General features: G+C 56.5%; 14 protein-coding genes and 1 pseudogene. 9 read left to right on the top strand and 6 right to left on the bottom strand.

Features of this window, described 5'->3' with window-relative positions:
- Together ACFDSS_RS07445 and ACFDSS_RS07440 are read right to left on the bottom strand one after the other, a co-directional pair.
- Positions 1–858, bottom strand: an 858-nt coding sequence (locus tag ACFDSS_RS07445) for a 2Fe-2S iron-sulfur cluster-binding protein (RefSeq protein ID WP_375255132.1), incomplete at its 3' end; no start/stop codon positions are given.
- A 125-nt stretch (positions 859–983) separates the two neighbouring features.
- Positions 984–2,033, bottom strand: a complete 1,050-nt coding sequence (locus tag ACFDSS_RS07440) for a zinc-binding dehydrogenase (protein ID WP_375255131.1) — start codon at positions 2,031–2,033, stop codon at positions 984–986.
- A 222-nt stretch (positions 2,034–2,255) separates the two neighbouring features.
- Here ACFDSS_RS07440 and guaB point away from each other — a divergent pair, with 222 nt between their 5' ends.
- From guaB to ACFDSS_RS07425, 3 genes are all read left to right on the top strand, one after another.
- A complete protein-coding gene (gene guaB, locus ACFDSS_RS07435; protein WP_375255130.1) occupies positions 2,256–3,704 on the top strand; it encodes an IMP dehydrogenase in 1,449 nt (482 codons plus the stop codon).
- Positions 3,705–3,707: 3 nt separating this feature from the next.
- Entirely contained in the window at positions 3,708–4,880 is a 1,173-nt protein-coding gene (locus ACFDSS_RS07430) for an RsmB/NOP family class I SAM-dependent RNA methyltransferase (RefSeq protein ID WP_375255129.1), read from the top strand.
- Between the two features lie 158 nt (positions 4,881–5,038).
- On the top strand, positions 5,039–7,312 hold the full coding sequence (locus tag ACFDSS_RS07425) for an ATP-binding protein (protein WP_375255134.1): 2,274 nt from the start codon (positions 5,039–5,041) through the stop codon (positions 7,310–7,312).
- Here the strand turns inward: ACFDSS_RS07425 and ACFDSS_RS07420 are convergent.
- Genes ACFDSS_RS07420 through ACFDSS_RS07410 form a run of 3 tightly spaced genes read right to left on the bottom strand, consistent with a single transcriptional unit; the run spans position 7,296 to position 10,636 of the window.
- Entirely contained in the window at positions 7,296–8,273 is a 978-nt protein-coding gene (locus tag ACFDSS_RS07420; protein WP_375255128.1) for a glucokinase, read from the bottom strand. The two genes, ACFDSS_RS07425 and ACFDSS_RS07420, sit on opposite strands and share 17 nt — an antisense overlap.
- Positions 8,274–8,280: 7 nt before the next feature.
- On the bottom strand, positions 8,281–9,603 hold the full coding sequence (locus tag ACFDSS_RS07415) for a GH1 family beta-glucosidase (protein WP_375255127.1): 1,323 nt from the start codon (positions 9,601–9,603) through the stop codon (positions 8,281–8,283).
- A gap of 1 nt (position 9,604) precedes the next feature.
- Positions 9,605–10,636, bottom strand: a complete 1,032-nt coding sequence (locus ACFDSS_RS07410) for a substrate-binding domain-containing protein (RefSeq protein ID WP_375255126.1) — start codon at positions 10,634–10,636, stop codon at positions 9,605–9,607.
- 280 nt (positions 10,637–10,916) lie between these two features.
- Here ACFDSS_RS07410 and ACFDSS_RS07405 point away from each other — a divergent pair, with 280 nt between their 5' ends.
- The 6 genes from ACFDSS_RS07405 (at position 10,917) to ACFDSS_RS07380 (ending at position 18,227) form a co-directional block, all read left to right on the top strand.
- Entirely contained in the window at positions 10,917–12,275 is a 1,359-nt protein-coding gene (locus tag ACFDSS_RS07405) for an ABC transporter substrate-binding protein (protein ID WP_375255125.1), read from the top strand.
- Positions 12,276–12,388: 113 nt separating this feature from the next.
- A complete protein-coding gene (locus tag ACFDSS_RS07400; protein WP_375255124.1) occupies positions 12,389–13,396 on the top strand; it encodes a carbohydrate ABC transporter permease in 1,008 nt (335 codons plus the stop codon).
- Entirely contained in the window at positions 13,396–14,553 is a 1,158-nt protein-coding gene (locus ACFDSS_RS07395; protein ID WP_375255123.1) for a carbohydrate ABC transporter permease, read from the top strand. Before ACFDSS_RS07400 ends, ACFDSS_RS07395 begins: the two co-directional genes overlap by 1 nt.
- A gap of 105 nt (positions 14,554–14,658) precedes the next feature.
- Complete coding sequence (locus tag ACFDSS_RS07390; protein ID WP_375255133.1) at positions 14,659–16,275, top strand: alpha-glucosidase; 1,617 nt, start codon at positions 14,659–14,661, stop codon at positions 16,273–16,275.
- Positions 16,276–16,295: 20 nt separating this feature from the next.
- Positions 16,296–17,387: an ABC transporter ATP-binding protein gene (locus ACFDSS_RS07385; protein ID WP_375255122.1), complete on the top strand. Its 1,092-nt coding sequence runs from the start codon at positions 16,296–16,298 to the stop codon at positions 17,385–17,387.
- 72 nt (positions 17,388–17,459) lie between these two features.
- Positions 17,460–18,227, top strand: coding sequence for an HpcH/HpaI aldolase/citrate lyase family protein (locus tag ACFDSS_RS07380; protein ID WP_375255121.1), 768 nt, complete (start codon positions 17,460–17,462; stop codon positions 18,225–18,227).
- Here ACFDSS_RS07380 and ACFDSS_RS07375 read toward each other — a convergent pair.
- Positions 18,228–18,480: pseudogene (locus ACFDSS_RS07375) on the bottom strand (methyltetrahydrofolate cobalamin methyltransferase); the annotation flags it as partial.

Genomic DNA, 18,480 nt, shown 5'->3' with positions numbered 1-18,480 from the left:
TTGCACGAAGAGCGCATTCATCCCTTCGCGCACCGCAACGGTCATTTCATCAGAGCCTGTGGGATTCATCATCCCGTAACTGACTCGGCTCATCAGGTCTTCGCCAAAGCGGATCTGCGGGTTCATGATGCCTGATGAGGCGACAACGTCGCCGGTTTGCAAGTCACACAGATGCGCGGCAATGGTGGTTGAGCCAAGATCGACGGCAAGCCCGTAGATGGTACCCTCATAAAACCCCGGCCAGATGTGAATGATGCGCGGGCTAAAGACCGCATCGCCCGAATGGACCGCGACAGTGACCTTCCAATCGCCTTTGCGCAGGGCGCTCTGCAGCGTTTTCAACACGCCGAGGTCTGCCTCAAGATGCGGGAGGTTCCAGTCGTTGGTCAGGGCGGCCGTGAGGCGTTCCAGATCACCTGAGGGGTCGTGCATGTCAGGCTCGGCCACTTCGACATAGTAAAGCTTGGTAGAGGGGTCCATGATGATGTCGCGCGCCTCAGCCCGTTTGCGCACGACCTGCTTGTGGACCTGGCTTTCGGCGGGCACATCGATGACCACGTCGCTTTGGATCGTGGCCTGACACCCCAGACGGCGCCCTTTTTTCAGACCGCGTTTGTCGTCATAACGTTGTTCTACACTGTTCCATGCAGACAGGGCGGTATCGGCGACGGTGACGCCATGTTTGGAGAACTCACCGTAAGACGGCGTTATCTGGCATTTTGAACAGATCCCGCGACCACCGCAAACGCTATCGAGATCAACGCCCAATTGCCGTGCCGCTGTCAGAACAGGCGTGCCAACCGGAAAGTTGCCCCGTTTGCCGGAGGGGGTGAAAATGACCAATGGTTCCGAGGACATGTCGCGCACCTTTATACTGTTCCGGCGAATGTATCTTTTTGGGTGCTTAAGGAAAGGCTCATATCCGTCATAATCAATATGCGCAGCGGCATCGGTTGAAGTGGTTTGCTAGCTGCGCAAACGGTTCACGCGCCAAAGCTGCTGATGATTGTGATCCCTGCCGGTTGTCTGCCGTCCATTCGGGCCAGAGCCGCCCCGACCTGTGAGAGCGGTAATTGCTCTGTGACCAGCGCATCAAGGTCCACTGCGCCGCTTTCGATCAGATCAAGAAGCTGGGTAAAACCCGCGGCCCCCAATCCGCGCATCCCGAAAACCGAAAGCTGTCTTGCGTAGACCAAGTCAAGCAAGGGCAGGGGAACTGTGGCGTCCTCGCCCACCGGCATACCGATTTGCACGTGGCGCCCCAGCTTGCGTAAAGACCGCAGCGAATTGTCAAAGGTTGCGGCAATTCCCAAAGCATCGATCGACACATGGGCGCCGCCATCGGTGATATCATGCACAGCGTCCGGCACGCGCGACACTTGGCCCGCGTTGATCGTGATCTCTGCACCAGAGGTCCTGGCCATCGCCAGCGCCTCCTTGGAAACATCTACTGCCACTACGCGCGCGCCCAGTGCTTTGGCCAGCATGATCGCGGACAGCCCGACGCCGCCGCAGCCATGCACCGCGACCCATTCGCCCGGCCTTAGTCTAGCGCGGTCGGTCAGGCCCCGCCATGCCGTCGTCACCCGGCACCCCATACCTGCTGCCGCAGCGAAACTCACGGTGTCAGGCAGTTTGACCAGATTGAAATCTGCCGCCTGCACAGCAACATATTCGGCAAATGCCCCCCATTGGGTGAAGCCGATCACCCGTTGGTTGGTGCAAACGGTTGGTTGGCCCGATTGACAATCCGGACAGTGGCCGCAACCAAGGATGAAAGGGGCTGTCACCCTGTCGCCCCTTGCAATGCCCGTGCATTCGGGGCCGACCTGCGCGACGATGCCCGCAAATTCATGTCCCATCACATGCGGCAAGATCACATCAGGGTCGGCGCCGACCCAGGCGTGATGATCGGAACGGCACACACCGCAGGCCACAACACGGACCACAACCCCGTTCTTGGGGCAGATGGGATCCGGGGCGTTTTCCACCGATACGGGACCGTTGAATTGATGCAGGATCGCGGCTTTCATCTTAACACCCTTATGCGAGGATTGTGTTATACGTTTCTAGATCGCCACCCAGCGCGAAAACTCTGCCAAATTCGACATTTTGTGACGCAAAGACCGCGCGATGATCCGCAATCGCGCCGGATCACTTCTGCCCCGACCTTGCCAGCATCACTTAACCCTTTCCGTCCTGCCTGATCCATGCGATAGCGACGTGCCAACGATACCACCCAAGGAGACTGGTTGATGGAGATTCGCGAGGCACTCACTTTTGATGATGTTCTGTTGGTGCCGGGGGCGTCCTCCGTGTTGCCATCAACGGCTGACACGGCAACCCTTGTGACCAAATCGATCACGATGAATATCCCGTTGCTGTCGAGTGCAATGGACACCGTCACCGAAGGCCGCATGGCGATTGCCATGGCGCAGGCCGGCGGCATCGGTGTGGTGCATAAGAACCTCAACGTGGAACTGCAAGCCAAGGAAATCCGCCGCGTGAAGCGCTTTGTCTCTGGCACGGTTTATAACCCCGTTACCCTGCGCCCGGACCAGACATTGGCAGATGCCAAGGCATTGATGGAGCGCTATCGCATCACCGGCTTTCCGGTTGTGGGCGAAGGTGGCCGCGTTGTTGGTATCGTCACCAACCGCGATATGCGCTTTGCCCAAGATGACAGCGCCCCCGTCAGCGTGATGATGACAACTGACAATCTGGCAATGCTGCAAGAACCTGCCGATCTCGATGAGGCCCGTTCGTTGATGCAGGCCCGCCGGATCGAGAAGCTCTTGATTACCGACAGGGGTGGTAAATTAACGGGGCTTCTGACCCTCAAGGACAGTGAGCAGGCTGTGTTGAACCCGATGGCCTGCAAGGATGATCTGGGGCGTTTGCGCGTTGCTGCCGCTTCCGGCGTGGGTGATGCGGGTTTTGAGCGCACGCAGGCTTTGGTGGATGCGGGCGTTGATATGGTCGTGATTGATACGGCACACGGGCATTCTGAGGGTGTGGCGAAAGCTGTTGAGCGGGCCAAGATGCTGTCCAATCAAGTCCAGATTGTTGCGGGCAATATTGCGACAAGCGAAGCTGCCAAGGCGCTGATTGGCGCGGGTGCGGATGCGGTGAAAGTCGGCATTGGCCCCGGTTCCATTTGTACGACACGGATGGTTGCTGGTGTCGGTGTGCCGCAACTGACCGCGATTATGGATTGCGCAGCGGGCGCCGGCGACGTGCCTGTAATTGCGGATGGCGGCATCAAGTTTTCAGGGGATTTTGCCAAGGCGATTGCCGCTGGTGCTTCCTGCGCAATGGTCGGCTCGATGATTGCGGGCACCGATGAAAGCCCCGGTGAAGTGATCCTTTATCAAGGTCGTTCCTTTAAATCCTATCGCGGCATGGGCAGCCTTGGTGCGATGGCGCGTGGCTCTGCTGACAGGTACTTTCAAAAAGATGCGGCCAGCGACAAATTGGTGCCCGAGGGCATCGAAGGACAGGTCCCTTACAAGGGCTCGGCGAGCGCTGTTGTGCATCAATTGGTTGGCGGTCTACGCGCCGCAATGGGCTACACCGGCTGCGCCACAATTGATGAGATGCGCAAGAACTGCAATTTCGTCAAAATTACCGGAGCCGGGCTGAAGGAAAGCCATGTGCATGACGTTCAGATCACGCGCGAAAGCCCCAACTACCGGATCGGCTAGGCGATGACCCCGGGCGCACGCGTCTCTGCCGCGATTGCGGTTCTCGATCAGATCGGGCGCGGCACGCCCGCCGAGAAGGCCCTGACCGGCTGGGCGCGGGCCAGCCGGTTTGCGGGTTCGAAAGACCGTGCAGCAGTGCGCGACCATGTTTTCGACGTGCTGCGTGCCCGCCGATCATTGGGGGATGGCGACGGGCGGTCATTGATGCTGCGTTTGGGGCTGCGTGAAGGTTGGGTTCTGGACGATTTGTTTGTCGGCATAGGCCATGCACCTGCGGCGATGACGGCCTCTGAAAGGGCTGCGCTGAGTGTACCTTTGGCGCTGGAAGAGGCGGCAAGCTGCGATATTCCTGATTGGCTTTGGCCGCATTGGCACGAAAGTCTGCGCGATGACGCCGTCGCCGTTGCACAGGCGCAACAAGGGCGGGCAGAGATATTCTTGCGGGTGAACCGCGGCAAGGCGGATGCGGATACGGCGATTGCTTCACTTGCCGAAGATGGGATCACGACGGAACGCCATGCAAATGTCGCGGGGTGTTTGCGGGTGACCGACAACCCCCGCAAGGTAAAAGCTGCGCGTGCCTATCTGGAAGGCTTGGTGGAACTGCAAGATGCCGCATCGCAGTCTGCCATTGCTGCTGTGCCTCTGTCGCGCGACGCGCGTATTCTTGATTATTGCGCTGGTGGTGGCGGCAAGTCTTTGGGGTTTGCAGATCGTGGACATGTCACGGTCTTTGCTCATGATATCGACCCGCGCAGGATGCGGGATTTGCCGGTCCGGGCGACGCGCGCCGGCGTTCAAATCACGACACTCACCACCAAGGCGTTGGCGCAGCACGGCCCGTTTGATGTGGTCTTTTGTGATGCACCCTGTAGTGGTGCTGGCACATGGCGACGCGCGCCGGATGCAAAATGGCGCCTGACGGCTGAAAGACTGGCGGATTTGACACAATCTCAGGATGCAGTGCTGGAGGGTGCAGCGCCACTGGTCGCGGCGGATGGAGTTCTCGTCTATGCGACTTGTTCTGTGCTGGAAAGCGAAAATGACGCCGCCATCGGGCGTTTTATCGCAATAAATGATGATTGGCGCGTATCACTGTCCAAACAGATTTTACCGGATGGGCAGGGAGATGGCTTCTACTATGCAATATTGATGCGAGAAAAAAACAACCTATAATTGTGTAATGGGGTGTGCTAGATGATGTTCAAGGGTTGCTTAATCGTTTGGTGATTTACCCCTTTGCATAGTCATTAGGTGGTCAATTGCCCGCTCTACGCCCTGCCATCACGCACCCGTCCTCGGTGGCATCGAAGCTGCCGCCTGCGCGTCATATCATGATTGCAGGTGTTTTCTGCATTCTGGTGAGCTTTGCAATGCCGAACGCGGCGCTTTGGCTGGGCTTCGTGATGTGCGGTGGCTTGTTGATCCTGCTTGGTGTGGTCGCTATGGCGCATCATGCACGGCAGTCACTGGTTGCCAAACGGCAGCAGCTTTGGGCCCGGCATTTCATGCGCCATGAGATGGGTGCAGGCTTTGTGACCGATGGATGGATGCAGGTTGCATTTGCCAATGCCCGCGCTGAGGCGAAGTTTCACGATGTTGTGGGGCAGAACCTGGCGGATGTATTTGATGATATGCTCGCCAATCCCGACACGATTTTGCAGAGTCTGCTAAAGCAGGCCCATTCCGACGGGGCAGGGGCCGAAGATATTGTCACGCGTAACGGTCATTTCCGGTTACGGGTATTGGTGCTCGGGTTTGATTGTCAAATCCGGCGGCTCGATGATCTGAACGACGGGGCCGCGGCCAATTCCCCGCAACCGCAAAAACCGGACCTGCCACGCGCACAGATTGCTGCAAATGGTCATGTGATCGCGATGAATACCGCGATGCGCGCCATTGTGGGCGAAGGGCCGCAGGCACTCACCGATATTGTCGGGGACCTCCCTTTGAGGTCTGGAAAAGTTCATAAAATTAATGCATTAGGCGGCTTCATTAAATCCATCGTGGTAGAGGCGCCGGGTCGTGACGGTGGGACAGAGGTGTTCTTTCTGCCTGGTGCCGAGCATATGTCACGCGCACCCCAGCTAGCTGCTGGCTGGGACGCGATTGAGGATTTGCCTGTTCCGATGCTGGACATTGCGACTGACGGAAGGCTGCTCGCCTCGAACCGTGAAGCACGCCATCTGCTAGGCATTCATTCCAGCGAAGCCCGTAAATTGGCCGATGTGCTGGACGGCCCCGGACGCCCAATCAACGACTGGTTAGCGGAAGCGATCACCGGTCGCGGTGGAAATGTTTCGGAGTTTTTGCGCGGCAAGGGCGAAAATGAGGGCACATTTGTGCAAGTTACGCTTAGCAGGGCGGGTACAGCGCATGACATGCATCTGATAGCTGTGCTGAACGACGTGACCGAGCTGAAAACGCTGGAAGCGCAGTTTGTACAAAGCCAGAAGATGCAGGCGATTGGTCAGTTGGCCGGCGGCGTGGCGCATGACTTCAATAATCTTCTGACGGCAATTTCAGGGCATTGCGATCTTTTGTTGTTGCGCCATGATGAGGGTGATCTGGACTATGGCGATTTGATCCAAATTCACCAGAACGCCAATCGTGCGGCCAGTCTTGTCGGCCAGCTGCTGGCGTTCTCGCGCAAACAAAACCTGCAGCTTGAAACCATCGACCTGCGCGATACGCTCTCTGATTTGACCCATCTACTGAACCGGCTGGTGGGCGAGAAAGTAACGCTGACGCTGGAACATGGTGCAAGCCTGATGTCGATCCGCGCTGACAAACGGCAATTGGAGCAGGTTTTGATGAACCTTGTCGTCAACGCCCGTGATGCGATGCAGGGTGCGGGACAGATCCGTGTTGTGACCCGCAATGTGACCCTGTCCCGGGAATTGCACAGGGAGCGTGCAGTGATTGCACCGGGTGATTATGTGGTTGTCAGCGTGGTGGATGAGGGCCAAGGGATTGCCGCGGACAATTTGAACAAAGTCTTTGAGCCTTTCTATTCAACCAAACGACAAGGTGAAGGAACCGGGTTGGGGCTTTCGACCGCCTATGGCATCGTGAAGCAAACCGGCGGCTATATCTTTGCAGATAGCGAGTTGGGAAAAGGGACAACATTCTCGCTTTATTTCCCGAGCTTTACGCCGACAAAACTTGCGGTTTTGCCAAAGAAAACACCGATGCCTGAACCGGTTCGGGTGCAGGGCGACGGTGTTGTTCTTTTGGTGGAAGACGAAGCGCCGGTACGGGCCTTTGCGTCCCGTGCATTACGCTTGAAGGGCTATACGGTGCTTGAAGCGGATTGTGCGGAGGCGGCTTTGGAGTTGCTTTCCGATGATGAATTGTCGGTCGATGTTTTTGTCACCGACGTTATCATGCCAGGACTTGACGGGCCCACATGGGTGCGGCGCGCGTTACATCAGCGGCCAACAACGAAAGTCATCTTTGTCTCCGGCTACCCAGAGGATGCCTTTGACGATGGCGAGGAAGAGATCGCGGATGCGGTCTTCTTGCCAAAGCCGTTCTCTCTCACCGATCTGACGCAGACTGTCCAAAAACAGATGGTGTCCGTTAACGAGTTCAATTCTGTCCGCTGAGCGCCATCAAATGCGCCGCAGATCCCGTGAGTGCGGCGTAATCATCTTCGATCACATGTACTGCAAAATTGCCCATGAACCCTGCAAACCGGCCCTTGTCGCGGAAGGCGTCGGCAAAGCCGAATGCCGTCAGATGCGGCGCGAAGGCCCGCGCCACACCACCAACCAGATAGACCCCACCAAAAGGCAGTTGGATCAGTGACAGATTGCCGCAAACAGTCCCCAGGATTCCGCTGAAAAGCTTTGCTGCCTCAACGGCACGTGGATCACTTCCGTCGTTGCAGGCGGCCATGATGTCCTTTGCGCTGCGTTCTTTGGGATCATCGGCTTCCTTTCCCAAAAACGCATAAACACGCTCGATGCCGCGACCGGACAGGACATCCTCGACCGCAGGAAACCCATGTGCAGTCGATACAAACTGACAAAGACGCAGCTCCATCTCATTGCGGATTGGCAGATTTGCATGGCCGCTTTCGGAAGGGGTGACAATGCGACCGGACTCAAGGTCAAAAACCGGTGCTATGTTGAAACCTGTGCCGATGCCGACAACAAGTTTCGCGGCATTGTCGTGGCCGGCAGGCCCATCAACAATCGTGCGGATGTTGGCGGTGTCAATATGGCCGAGGGCATGACCTTGTGCCTGCAAGTCATTGAGAATTGACACTGTTTCTGCGCTAGTTGCACGCATCAGCGTCTCTCTGTCGATGGTCCAGTCGAGGTTGGTCATGGTTGCCTGCCCATCGCGCACAGGGCCCGCGACGGCCACGCAGGCGGCAATCGGATCAACGCCATCTTCATCTTCAATATACTTGCGCAGCACTGTCTCAAGCCCCGCAAATTTGGCATTGCTGTAGCGCCGGATTGTCCCCGTGATGATTTGACGTCCGTCCGCCAGCGCCACACGCGTGTTGGTCCCGCCAATGTCGGCGACCAAGGAATAGGTATTTGCAGGATGTGCCATAATGCCCCTAACGCGCGATTGCGGATTTGAACGCGTGATATGACGCTTTGGGCGTGCGCTTCAAGGTATCAAAATCGACGTGGACCATGCCGAAACGCTTTTCATATCCAAAGGCCCATTCATAATTGTCAAGCAATGACCAGTAGAAGAAGCCTTTGACATTCGCGCCCTGAGCTATGGCTTGCTTGGTTGCGTTCACATGATCGGAGACAAATTGGAGGCGCACCGCGTCATCGACTGTGCCGTCTTTTACCTTATCGTCCCAAGCCATACCGTTTTCTGTGACGTAGATCGGCAGATCATCAACGTAATCCCGCGCCATGCGCGTCAGAACATTCCGGAGCCCGTCCGGGTAGATTTCCCATCCCATTTGGGTCTTCTCACCGGGCCCCTCTTCAGAGCGGATATGCGGCCAAACCGTATCGTGGTCAGCAGCGGCCATGCGGCGCGTGTAGTAGTTTATTCCCAGAAAATCAATTGGTTGGCTGATCTCTGCCATATCGTCTTGCCAGTTTTCCGGCATGTGTGGCGCCAATCCGGCAAGGGCCTCTTTGGGATAAGTGCCTTTGGTGATTGCCTCGATAAACCACCGGTTCATAATGGCGTCCCAGCTCGCATATGCCGTATCAGAGCCCACGCTGTCATCATGGGGTTCGGTGTCGTCGAAGTTTATTACGATCCCGCAATTATTCACCCCTTTCGCGCGCAGGCGCGTCGTTGCCAGGCCGTGCGCGAGATTGACGTGATGCATTGCCCGGGCCGTCGCGCGCAGATCGCGTAGACCGGGCGCATGATGACCGATGAAATGCGACAGGAACGAAATGCACCAAGGCTCGTTGATCGTGGCAATTGACGCTACGCGGTCTCCGATCCGATCGGTGATGACATCCGCAAAATCGCCAAAGTGATGGCAGGTGTCGCGGTTCATCCAGCCACCCTTATCGGCCAAAGCAGAGGGTAATTCCCAGTGATAGAGCGTTTGAAACGGCATCAAGTCCCGCTCCAGCATCGCGTCCACCAACCGGTCATAATAATCCAGCCCCTCCGGGTTAACCGTCCGGCCATCAGGCATAACGCGCGCCCAAGAGGTCGAAAAGCGGTAGGCATCCATTCCTGCGTCTTTGAGCAGATCCAGATCCTCGGCGTAGCGATGATAGTGATCGCACGCCAGATCGCCATTTTCGGCCCGCACGACATTGCCCGGACCTGCGGCAAAGGTGTCCCAATGCGTGGATCCGGCGCCGCCAAATTTATGCCCTTCGATCTGGTAAGCAGCGGTTGCGGCCCCAAAGATGAAATCATCTGGGAAATCAGAGCGTTTGAAATCCATCTTAATCCTTTCTGGGCGCGGGACCGGTCGAAGAGCCCACCATCAGTTCAGCTTCCAGCAGGCGGTAGGGCGTGGGCAGCATCGGGTCGGCAATTGTGGCCAGCAACATTTCTGCCAATTGACGGCCCGCGTCGCGCACGGATGACCGTGTTGCAGTGAAAATGGGGACATCGCCGCCATTTTGCAGGTAAGACAGCGCGTCATCATGGGTCACGACAGAAACATCCTTGCCCATCACCAACCCGCGTTCTTCGATGGCCCGTCGCACGCCCAGTGCGCTGATGAGGGACGAACACAAGATTGCGGTCGGTGGATGATCGCCAGACAGCATGTCACGTGTGCAATAATAGCCGAAAACCTCTGTCATTTCACCAGAGCGCATGAGCGCAGTGTCGATAACACAGTCGTGGCTCTGCAGTGCGCTGCAATACCCGTCCCGTCGCCTGTGGGCAAAGTCCATATCCTCCAGCCCATTAATCAAGGCAATCCGTTCATGCCCAAGATCAAAGAGGAAATCCGTCGCACGTTGAAAAGCGGACCGGTTATTTACGTCCAGCCACGCGTAGGGCAGCCGACAGCCGGATGCGCGACCATGCACCACGAACGGCAGCCCGATTTTATGCAGAAATGGAATGCGCGGGTCTTCCATGCGGGGGCCGTGCACCACGACACCGTCAACAGACCGCCGCGCCTTGAGGCTTTCATAGACTTTCTGTTCATCTGCATCGGCGACGATGGACAGGATCATCTCATACCCGTTCTTGGCGTAGGTTTCGCCTGCACCTGCAATGAAGTCGCCGAAAATGGGGTTCACCATCTCATGTTTGTTCGAGACAGGGATCACGTGGCCAATTGCGAGAGCTTTGCCCGTGGCGAGACTTTTGGCCCGTGTGCTGGGTGTATAATTATAGGCGCGGGCGGCGTCTTCGACCCGCTGACGCGTGCTGGCGCTGACTTCCGGGTAGCCGTTGAGCGCGCGGCTCACAGTGGTTTGGCTCAGCCCCAGATTTCTGGAAAGTTCTTTAAGATTCATAGTGACGTCAATATTTTAAAGCGCTTTCAAATGGCATCCAAAGCCCTCATGAAGGCGATAAATAACGGTGGGTGGACTTCTGAGTACCATGATTTCCTGAAATTCCAAGCAAATTTTTAGCGCTAACATTGCTCTGTTGACAGATCGCGCGTGTTGCCTGATTGTGTAGAAATCCAAAGCGCTTTGGGGATGATTCCATAGCGCGCCATGGTTATAGTCGAGGCACGGCAACGTGTTCAGGAAGAAACGCATCTCTGCGATGCGATTGGGAGGAAATTCAATGAAAATGAAACTGTATGCCTCAGCGGCAGCGGTTGCACTGACGGCCGGGTCTGTTCAGGCCGGTGGTCATCTTGTGTTCACACCCGGCGAAGGTGACTTCAGCTGGGACAGCTATGCTGAGTGGGCGGCGAATGCGCCGGACCTCTCTGGACAGGACGTCACGGTCTTTGGTCCATGGCTATCGCCGGAAGATGATATTTTCCGGTCCATGATCGCGTATTTCACGGATGCCACGGGCGCCAATGTGACCTACACAGGTTCTGACGGTTTTGAGCAGCAGATCGTGATCGACGCCGAAGCTGGCAGCCCGCCAAACATCGCGGTGTTTCCGCAGCCTGGTCTTGCGTCATCCATGGCATCCCAGGGTCTTCTGGACCCATTGGGCGCTGAAATGGCGTCCTGGGTTGGTGAAAACTACGCCGCGGGCCAGTCTTGGGTTGATCTGGGCACTTATGCCGATGCAAACGGCGACGATCAGTTCTACGGCTTCTTCTATAACGTGAACGTCAAGTCGCTCGTCTGGTATGTGCCGGAAAATTTCGAAGACGCCGGCTATGATGTACCAGAGACAATGGAAGATCTGATCGCACTGTCCGAGCAGATGATCGCCGACGGAGAGACACCTTGGTGCATCGGTCTGGGTTCCGGTCCAGCAACAGGCTGGCCAGCAACCGACTGGGTCGAAGACATCATGCTGCGCACACAGTCGCCTGCGGACTATGACGCTTGGGTCGCGAATGATCTGCCGTTCAACGATCCAAAGGTCATCAACGCCATCGAAACATTCGGCATGTTTGCCAAGAATGACGATATGGTTGCCGGTGGTGCCGCAGCGGTCGGGTCCACCGACTTCCGTGACAGTCCAGCAGGTCTGTTTACCTCGCCGGCGCAGTGCTACTTGCACAAGCAAGCGTCCTTCATCCCTGCATTCATGCCTGAGGATGTTGTGATCGGTGAAGACGCAGACTTCTTCTACTTCCCTTCCTTCGCAAGCGAAGATCTGGGCAACCCGGTTCTGGGTGGTGGTACGTTGATGGCTGTCACTGAAGCTTCCGACGCGACAATGGCCTTCATGGAGTTTCTCCAGCAGCCGCTCGCGCATGAAGTCATGATGGCACAAACAGGGTTCCTGACACCGCACTCCGGCGTGAACCTCGACGCGTATGCAGATGCTACTCTGCGCGGTCAGGGCGAAATCCTGCTGAACTCCACCACGTTCCGCTTTGACGGGTCTGACCTGATGCCAGGTGCGATTGGTGCGGGTACCTTCTGGACAGGCATGGTTGACTATGTTGGCGGTGCATCCGCTGGGGATGTCGCCAATTCCATCCAGGAAAGCTGGGACGCGCTGAAGTGAGCACAAGCCTTTTTTAGGAGGCTTAAGCGATTGATGTGGACGGTTTATTCCGTCCGCATCCACCCAAGGTCCAACTGCGGCCTTAATTGAAGCATTGCGACGGGGAGGTAGCTATGCATCCGGCACTTCAGGGATTACTGACGATTTTTATCGGGGTAGGTGGCTGTGTTGGCTACTTCTACGGGGCGAACCTTTTTCTTGATAAGGTTCTCTACAAGCCGACGGGCCCCAATGCTGGCCGCAATATCAACCGGGCGAATATTATCCGCCCCTGGATATTTCTGTTTCCGGCGATCCTGGCGCTTGGCGTTTATCTGGCCTATCCGGTCGTCGCCACGCTGCGCCTGAGCTTTCTGGAGCGTCTGCCAGGCAATGAATATGCTTTCGTCGGCATGGAAAACTATACCAAGATGTTCGCCGAGCCGAAGTTTATGGAAGCTTTGCGTAACAACGTGCTTTGGCTTGTTGTTGTGCCTGCGGCGGCCACCGGTTTTGGCCTTTTGGCTGCCCAGCTGACCGACCGGCTGCGCTGGGGAAACATCGCGAAATCAATTATCTTTATGCCGATGGCGATTTCATTCGTGGGTGCGGCCGTGATCTTTAAGCTGATCTATGAGGCCCGTCCAGAGGACGTGGCACAGATCGGTATTCTCAACCATCTTTACCTGACGTTTGGTGGCGCCGAGCCGCAGCAATGGTTGCAAATTCCGTTTTGGAACAACTTCTTCCTGATGGCGGTGCTGATCTGGATTCAGACCGGGTTTGCGATGGTGATCCTCTCTGCTGCTTTGCGCGGTATCCCAGAAGAAACCGTGGAGGCGGCAGTGATTGACGGGGCCAACCCGTTCCAGATCTTCTTCAAGATCAAAATCCCGCAGATCATGTCCACGATCGTTGTGGTCTGGACGACGATCACGATAGCGACCCTCAAGGTCTTTGACATCGTTTTCGCAATGACCAACGGGCAATGGGAAACGCAGGTTCTGGCCAATTACATGTATGACAAGCTCTTCCGTGCCAACGATTGGGGCATGGGGTCCGCATCTGCGATGATTATCATGCTGATGGTGACGCCGATCCTTGTCTGGAATGTCTACAACGTCCGTAAGGAGATGCGCTGATGGATTCTGTTGCAGGAAGAAAGCCCATCGTCGTATGGGCATTGAACATCTCTGTTGTGTTGTTGGTCGCACTTTGGCTGTTCCCGACCTTGGGATTGTTTGTGTCGTCGTTCCGCACGGGCGATCAGATTACGGCCTCTGGTTGGTGGTCATCACTGTTTCCGGCTGAGCAGACGTTGCAAATCCGCGCCGCTGACCCTGATGATTTTCGGGTCGATCTGGGCAACGGGCGCTTCATGGTCGAAGGCAATCTTTTTGGCGAAGACCCGTTTGAAGGCGAGTTCCTCGCCTGGGCAACATCAAGCCGCAACCTTGGGGCCTTTCAACCCGGTGAGGTAAACGATCTGGGCGATGGAGAGACATTCCTAATTGAAGCGGATGGATCCTACGTCTGGGAGGGGAATGACGACCAGATCAGCGGACGCGCGCAACGGGTGTTCCTTGAGGTGACGACGCCGCCGGATTTCACCTTGGACAACTACAGTTTCGTGCTCTTTGATGAGGATAACTCCGAAGGCATGGCCAAAGCGTTCTTCAATACGCTGACGGTGGTGATCCCGGCGACAATCATCCCGATCCTGATCGCGGCTTTTGCGGCCTATGCACTGGCATGGATGGATTTTCCGGGGCGGGCCTTGCTGGTTGCTGCGGTCGTGGGATTGTTGGTGGTTCCGCTGCAATTGGCGCTGATCCCGTTGTTATCGCTTCATAATGCCATCGGCATCGGGAAAGGGTACCTGGGTGTCTGGCTCGCGCATACTGGCTTTGGTTTACCACTCGCGATTTATCTCTTGCGCAACTATATGGTCGGTTTGCCGCGCGATATTATCGAGAACGCGAAGGTTGATGGCGCGTCGGATTTCCAGATCTTCACCAAGATCATCCTGCCGCTGTCTTTCCCGGCACTCGCGTCATTCGCGATCTTCCAGTTCTTGTGGACATGGAATGACTTGCTGGTGGCACTGGTTTTCTTGATCGATGCATCGGGCCAGACAACCGTGATGACCAAGCAGATTGTTGAGCTGTTGGGAACACGTGGCGGTGACTGGGAAATCCTTGCGACCTCTGCATTTGTGTCGATTGCGGTGCCGCTTGGGGTGTTCTTTGCGATGCAGAAATACCTCGTCCGCGGCCTGTTGGCAGGTTCGGTCAAGTAGACAAACGGGCCCCGGATTTGTCCGGGGTCACATCAACCACACACGCAATCTTGCGTTATGACAGGAATGACGACGATGACGATGGCGCTTGCCTCTCAACCGGAAATGGCGATTGACAAAGATTGGTGGCGTGGTGCGGTGATCTATCAGATCTACCCCCGCAGTTTCCAGGACAGCAATGGCGACGGCATTGGCGACCTTTTGGGGATTGTGCAGCGCCTGCCTTATATCGCCTCGCTCGGGGTGGATGCGATCTGGATTTCGCCTTTCTTCATGTCGCCGATGAAAGACTTCGGCTACGACGTCAGCGACTATTGCGACGTTGATCCGATGTTCGGATCACTGGCGGATTTTGATGCGGTGGTTGAGACGGCCCATAAGCTCGGCATCCGCGTGATGATCGATCTGGTGCTGAGCCACACAAGCGACCAACATACGTGGTTTGCTGAAAGCCGGAGCAACCGGACGAATGACAAATCCAACTGGTATGTGTGGTCCGATCCCAAGCCCGATGGCACACCGCCCAACAACTGGCTGTCAATCTTTGGCGGCTCTGGGTGGCAGTGGGATGCGCGGCGTGAGCAGTACTATATGCACAATTTCCTTGTGTCCCAACCGGACCTGAACTTTCACGAACCAAAGGTCCAAGAGGCGCTTTTGGACGTCGCGCGTTTTTGGTTGAACCGCGGCTGTGATGGCTTCCGTTTGGACACAATCAATTTCTACACCCATGATGCACAGCTGCGCGACAATCCCGCTTTGCCGCCCGAAAAGCGCAACGCGACGATTGCGCCATCGGTGAACCCCTATAACCACCAAGAGCATCTCTATTCCAAGAACCAGCCAGAGAACCTTGAATTCCTGCGCAAGCTGCGCGCCGTGATGGAACCTTATGGTGCGGCGGCAGTGGGCGAGGTGGGCGATGCCCAGCTCGGGCTTGAGATCATGGGCGAATATACCGCTGGCGATGATCTGATGCAGATGTGCTATGCGTTCGAGTTTCTTGCAAAAGATCAACCAACGGCAGCGCGTATCACCGAAGTGATGACGCGGGTCGATGAGGTGGCCGCGGACGGTTGGGCATGTTGGGCGTTTTCCAACCATGACGTGATGCGTCACACCACACGTTGGGATCTGACGCCCGCCGCACAGCGCATGTTTGCAACGATGATTATGTGCCTGCGCGGTTCGGTCTGTCTTTATCAGGGCGAAGAGCTGGGCCTGCCAGAGGCAGACGTTGCCTTTGAAGATCTGCAAGACCCTTACGGCATCGAATTCTGGCCAGAGTTCAAAGGCCGCGACGGATGCCGCACGCCGATGGTTTGGGAGGAGAGCAATCAAAATGGCGGGTTCTCGGCGGCGCAGCCATGGTTGCCTGTGTCCTCGGAGCATTTGCATATGTCGGCTGCGACGCAAGAAGAAGAACCGGGCGCGTTGCTGCATCATTACCGCAAGGCGATTTCCTTCCGGCACACGCATGAGGCTTTGGCCAAAGGCGCCCATGACGGCGTGCGATCCAAAGGCGACGTGGTTTATTTTACGCGCACGTCGGGCACGCAGACGATCTTTTGCGCTTTCAACGTCAGCGAAACACCATCCGATTTCGATCTGCCCAACGGCAACTGGACCCCGATCGGGGCCGAGTTGGGCAGCGCACAGACATCCGCAGACGGGAGACTGCACCTTGGTCCTTGGCAGGTTTGCCTCGCGCTCAAGTCATAAATTTAGGGAGTGAGTGAAACATGGCTGATCTGATACTAACGGACGTCGCCAAGACATATGGTGGCAAGGTTGAAGTTCTCAAGAACATCGATCTGGACATCAAGAAGGGCGAATTGATCGTCTTTGTTGGCCCATCGGGTTGCGGCAAATCAACGCTTCTGCGGATGATTGCAGGCCTTGAAAGCATCACCGGGGGTGAGTTGCAAATTGACGGGACAGTTGTGAATGATGTGCCCCCCGCGCAGCGTGGCATTGCGATGGTGTTCCAATCCTACGCGCTTTATCCGCATATGACCGTGCGCGATAACATGTCTTTCGCGCTCAAGCTGGCCAAGAAAACGCCCGCCGAAATTGATGAGGCCGTCAACCGCGCCGCCAAGATCCTCCAGCTTGACGAATATCTGGATCGTCTGCCCAAAGCCCTGTCTGGTGGCCAGCGCCAGCGCGTGGCCATTGGCCGGTCGATTGTGCGTGACCCGAAGGTTTATCTTTTTGATGAGCCGCTTTCCAACCTCGACGCCGCTTTGCGTGTCGCAACACGGATCGAGATAGCACAGCTTAAGGAATCCATGCCTGACAGCACCATGATCTATGTGACCCACGATCAGGTTGAGGCGATGACACTGGCTACGCGCATAGTGGTCCTGGCCAACAAAGGCATCGCGCAGGTCGGCACGCCGTTGCAGCTTTATGAACGTCCGGAGAATGAATTTGTTGCACAGTTTATCGGCTCGCCGTCGATGAACCTGCTTGCCGGGGAAATCGTCGGAACGGGTGAGCAGACGACCGTTAAATTGCAGGGTGGTGGCATGGTAAAATCGGCCGTTCCGACAACCGATGCGGATATGGGTCTGCAAGTGAACGTCGGGATACGTCCAGAGGACATGCTGGAAACGAGCAGCGACGACTACGCCTTTGAAGGCAAAGTGAACATCACGGAGGCTTTGGGTGAGGTGACATTGCTCTACTTCGACAAGATCGGTGATAATGACGCGGTGGTCGGCAAGTTGCCGGGCATTCATGCTGATTTGCGCGGCAAGTCCGTCCGGATGCAGGCTGCACCCGAGAAGGTGCAGATATTCCATAACGGGCAGTCGCTATACTACCGTTAATTGCTTCGCGAAGCGTTGCGTCTGTCGCGTCGATGTGTTCGCATCGGCGCGATTTTCAATTTGGGGAACGCCATGCAAACACCGGTCAATACGCTCAAGAAAGCGCTGCAAGCGGGGCAGGTTCAGCATGGGATTTGGCTGACTTCCGGGACAGGAGTGTTAGCGGAGCTTTCGGGGAAGGCGGGCTTTGATTGGTGTCTGATAGATGGGGAACATGGGCCGAATACGGTCTCAGACATTTTGCCCCAACTTCAAGCGCTCGCAATCTCGGACACGCCCGCAGTCGTTCGAATTGCAAATGCGGAAGCCTGGATGGTCAAGCAGGTGCTCGATCTCGGCTGTCAGACCGTTCTGGTGCCGATGGTTGATGATGCTGAAACCGCAGATATGATGGCGCGCGCGATGCGTTATCCGCCAGATGGCAATAGGGGCATGGGCGCTGCCCTGGCGCGCGCGACTGGCTTTGGATCTGTCGCGGACTATCCAATCACGGCCAACAGTGAAGTCTGCTTGCTGGCGCAAGCTGAAAGCGCACAAGCGCTTGACAATATTGACGACATTGCCGCGACAGATGGGGTAGACGGTGTCTTTGTCGGACCCGCCGATCTGTCGGCCGACATGGGATACCCCGGTCAGCCGGATCATCCTGAGGTTGAAAAGGCGATCGATCACCTCATCGCGCGCATTGTGGCTGCAGGTAAGATCGCAGGCATCATCACCTTCGACGACGCCCGCTTCAAAGAATACGCCGCGAAAGGGGTGACCTTCCTCGGCGTTGGTGGTGATATGATGGTGCTGAACAAGGCACTAAACGGCCTCGCGGCGCAAGTGCGCAGTTAGTTACCCGCGACGACGACGGCCTGTGCGCGCGCGGCCTTCGCCGGGCTTGGCGGGAACGCGGTTGAACTTGATCCATTCGTTGCCCGATGCGTCATTGTCCGTCAGGAAGTTGGCGGCACGGATCGCCTCCATTTCCTTACCGGCGCGCGGCTTGGTCGATCCCAAGCCAAAGAGCTGAACAAAGACTTCATCATCAATATCTTCGGGCAGGATAATGCCAGCCGCCGCGACCTCGGCCTTTTTCTCGGCCATC

This window comes from Yoonia sp., assembly GCF_042093035.1.
GTDB lineage: Bacteria > Pseudomonadota > Alphaproteobacteria > Rhodobacterales > Rhodobacteraceae > Yoonia.
Note: the sequence above shows the minus strand (reverse complement) of the source record. Positions and strands in the feature narration are given on the sequence as shown.

Coding starts and splice junctions, on each gene's coding strand:
- guaB (WP_375255130.1), top strand. CDS start 2,256: ATGGAGATTCGCGAGGCACTCACTTTTGATGATGTTCTGTTGGTGCCG.
- ACFDSS_RS07380 (WP_375255121.1), top strand. CDS start 17,460: ATGCAAACACCGGTCAATACGCTCAAGAAAGCGCTGCAAGCGGGGCAG.
- ACFDSS_RS07430 (WP_375255129.1), top strand. CDS start 3,708: ATGACCCCGGGCGCACGCGTCTCTGCCGCGATTGCGGTTCTCGATCAG.
- ACFDSS_RS07405 (WP_375255125.1), top strand. CDS start 10,917: ATGAAAATGAAACTGTATGCCTCAGCGGCAGCGGTTGCACTGACGGCC.
- ACFDSS_RS07425 (WP_375255134.1), top strand. CDS start 5,039: ATGATTGCAGGTGTTTTCTGCATTCTGGTGAGCTTTGCAATGCCGAAC.
- ACFDSS_RS07415 (WP_375255127.1), bottom strand. CDS start 9,603: ATGGATTTCAAACGCTCTGATTTCCCAGATGATTTCATCTTTGGGGCC.
- ACFDSS_RS07395 (WP_375255123.1), top strand. CDS start 13,396: ATGGATTCTGTTGCAGGAAGAAAGCCCATCGTCGTATGGGCATTGAAC.
- ACFDSS_RS07385 (WP_375255122.1), top strand. CDS start 16,296: ATGGCTGATCTGATACTAACGGACGTCGCCAAGACATATGGTGGCAAG.
- ACFDSS_RS07400 (WP_375255124.1), top strand. CDS start 12,389: ATGCATCCGGCACTTCAGGGATTACTGACGATTTTTATCGGGGTAGGT.
- ACFDSS_RS07410 (WP_375255126.1), bottom strand. CDS start 10,636: ATGAATCTTAAAGAACTTTCCAGAAATCTGGGGCTGAGCCAAACCACT.
- ACFDSS_RS07390 (WP_375255133.1), top strand. CDS start 14,659: ATGGCGATTGACAAAGATTGGTGGCGTGGTGCGGTGATCTATCAGATC.
- ACFDSS_RS07440 (WP_375255131.1), bottom strand. CDS start 2,033: ATGAAAGCCGCGATCCTGCATCAATTCAACGGTCCCGTATCGGTGGAA.
- ACFDSS_RS07420 (WP_375255128.1), bottom strand. CDS start 8,273: ATGGCACATCCTGCAAATACCTATTCCTTGGTCGCCGACATTGGCGGG.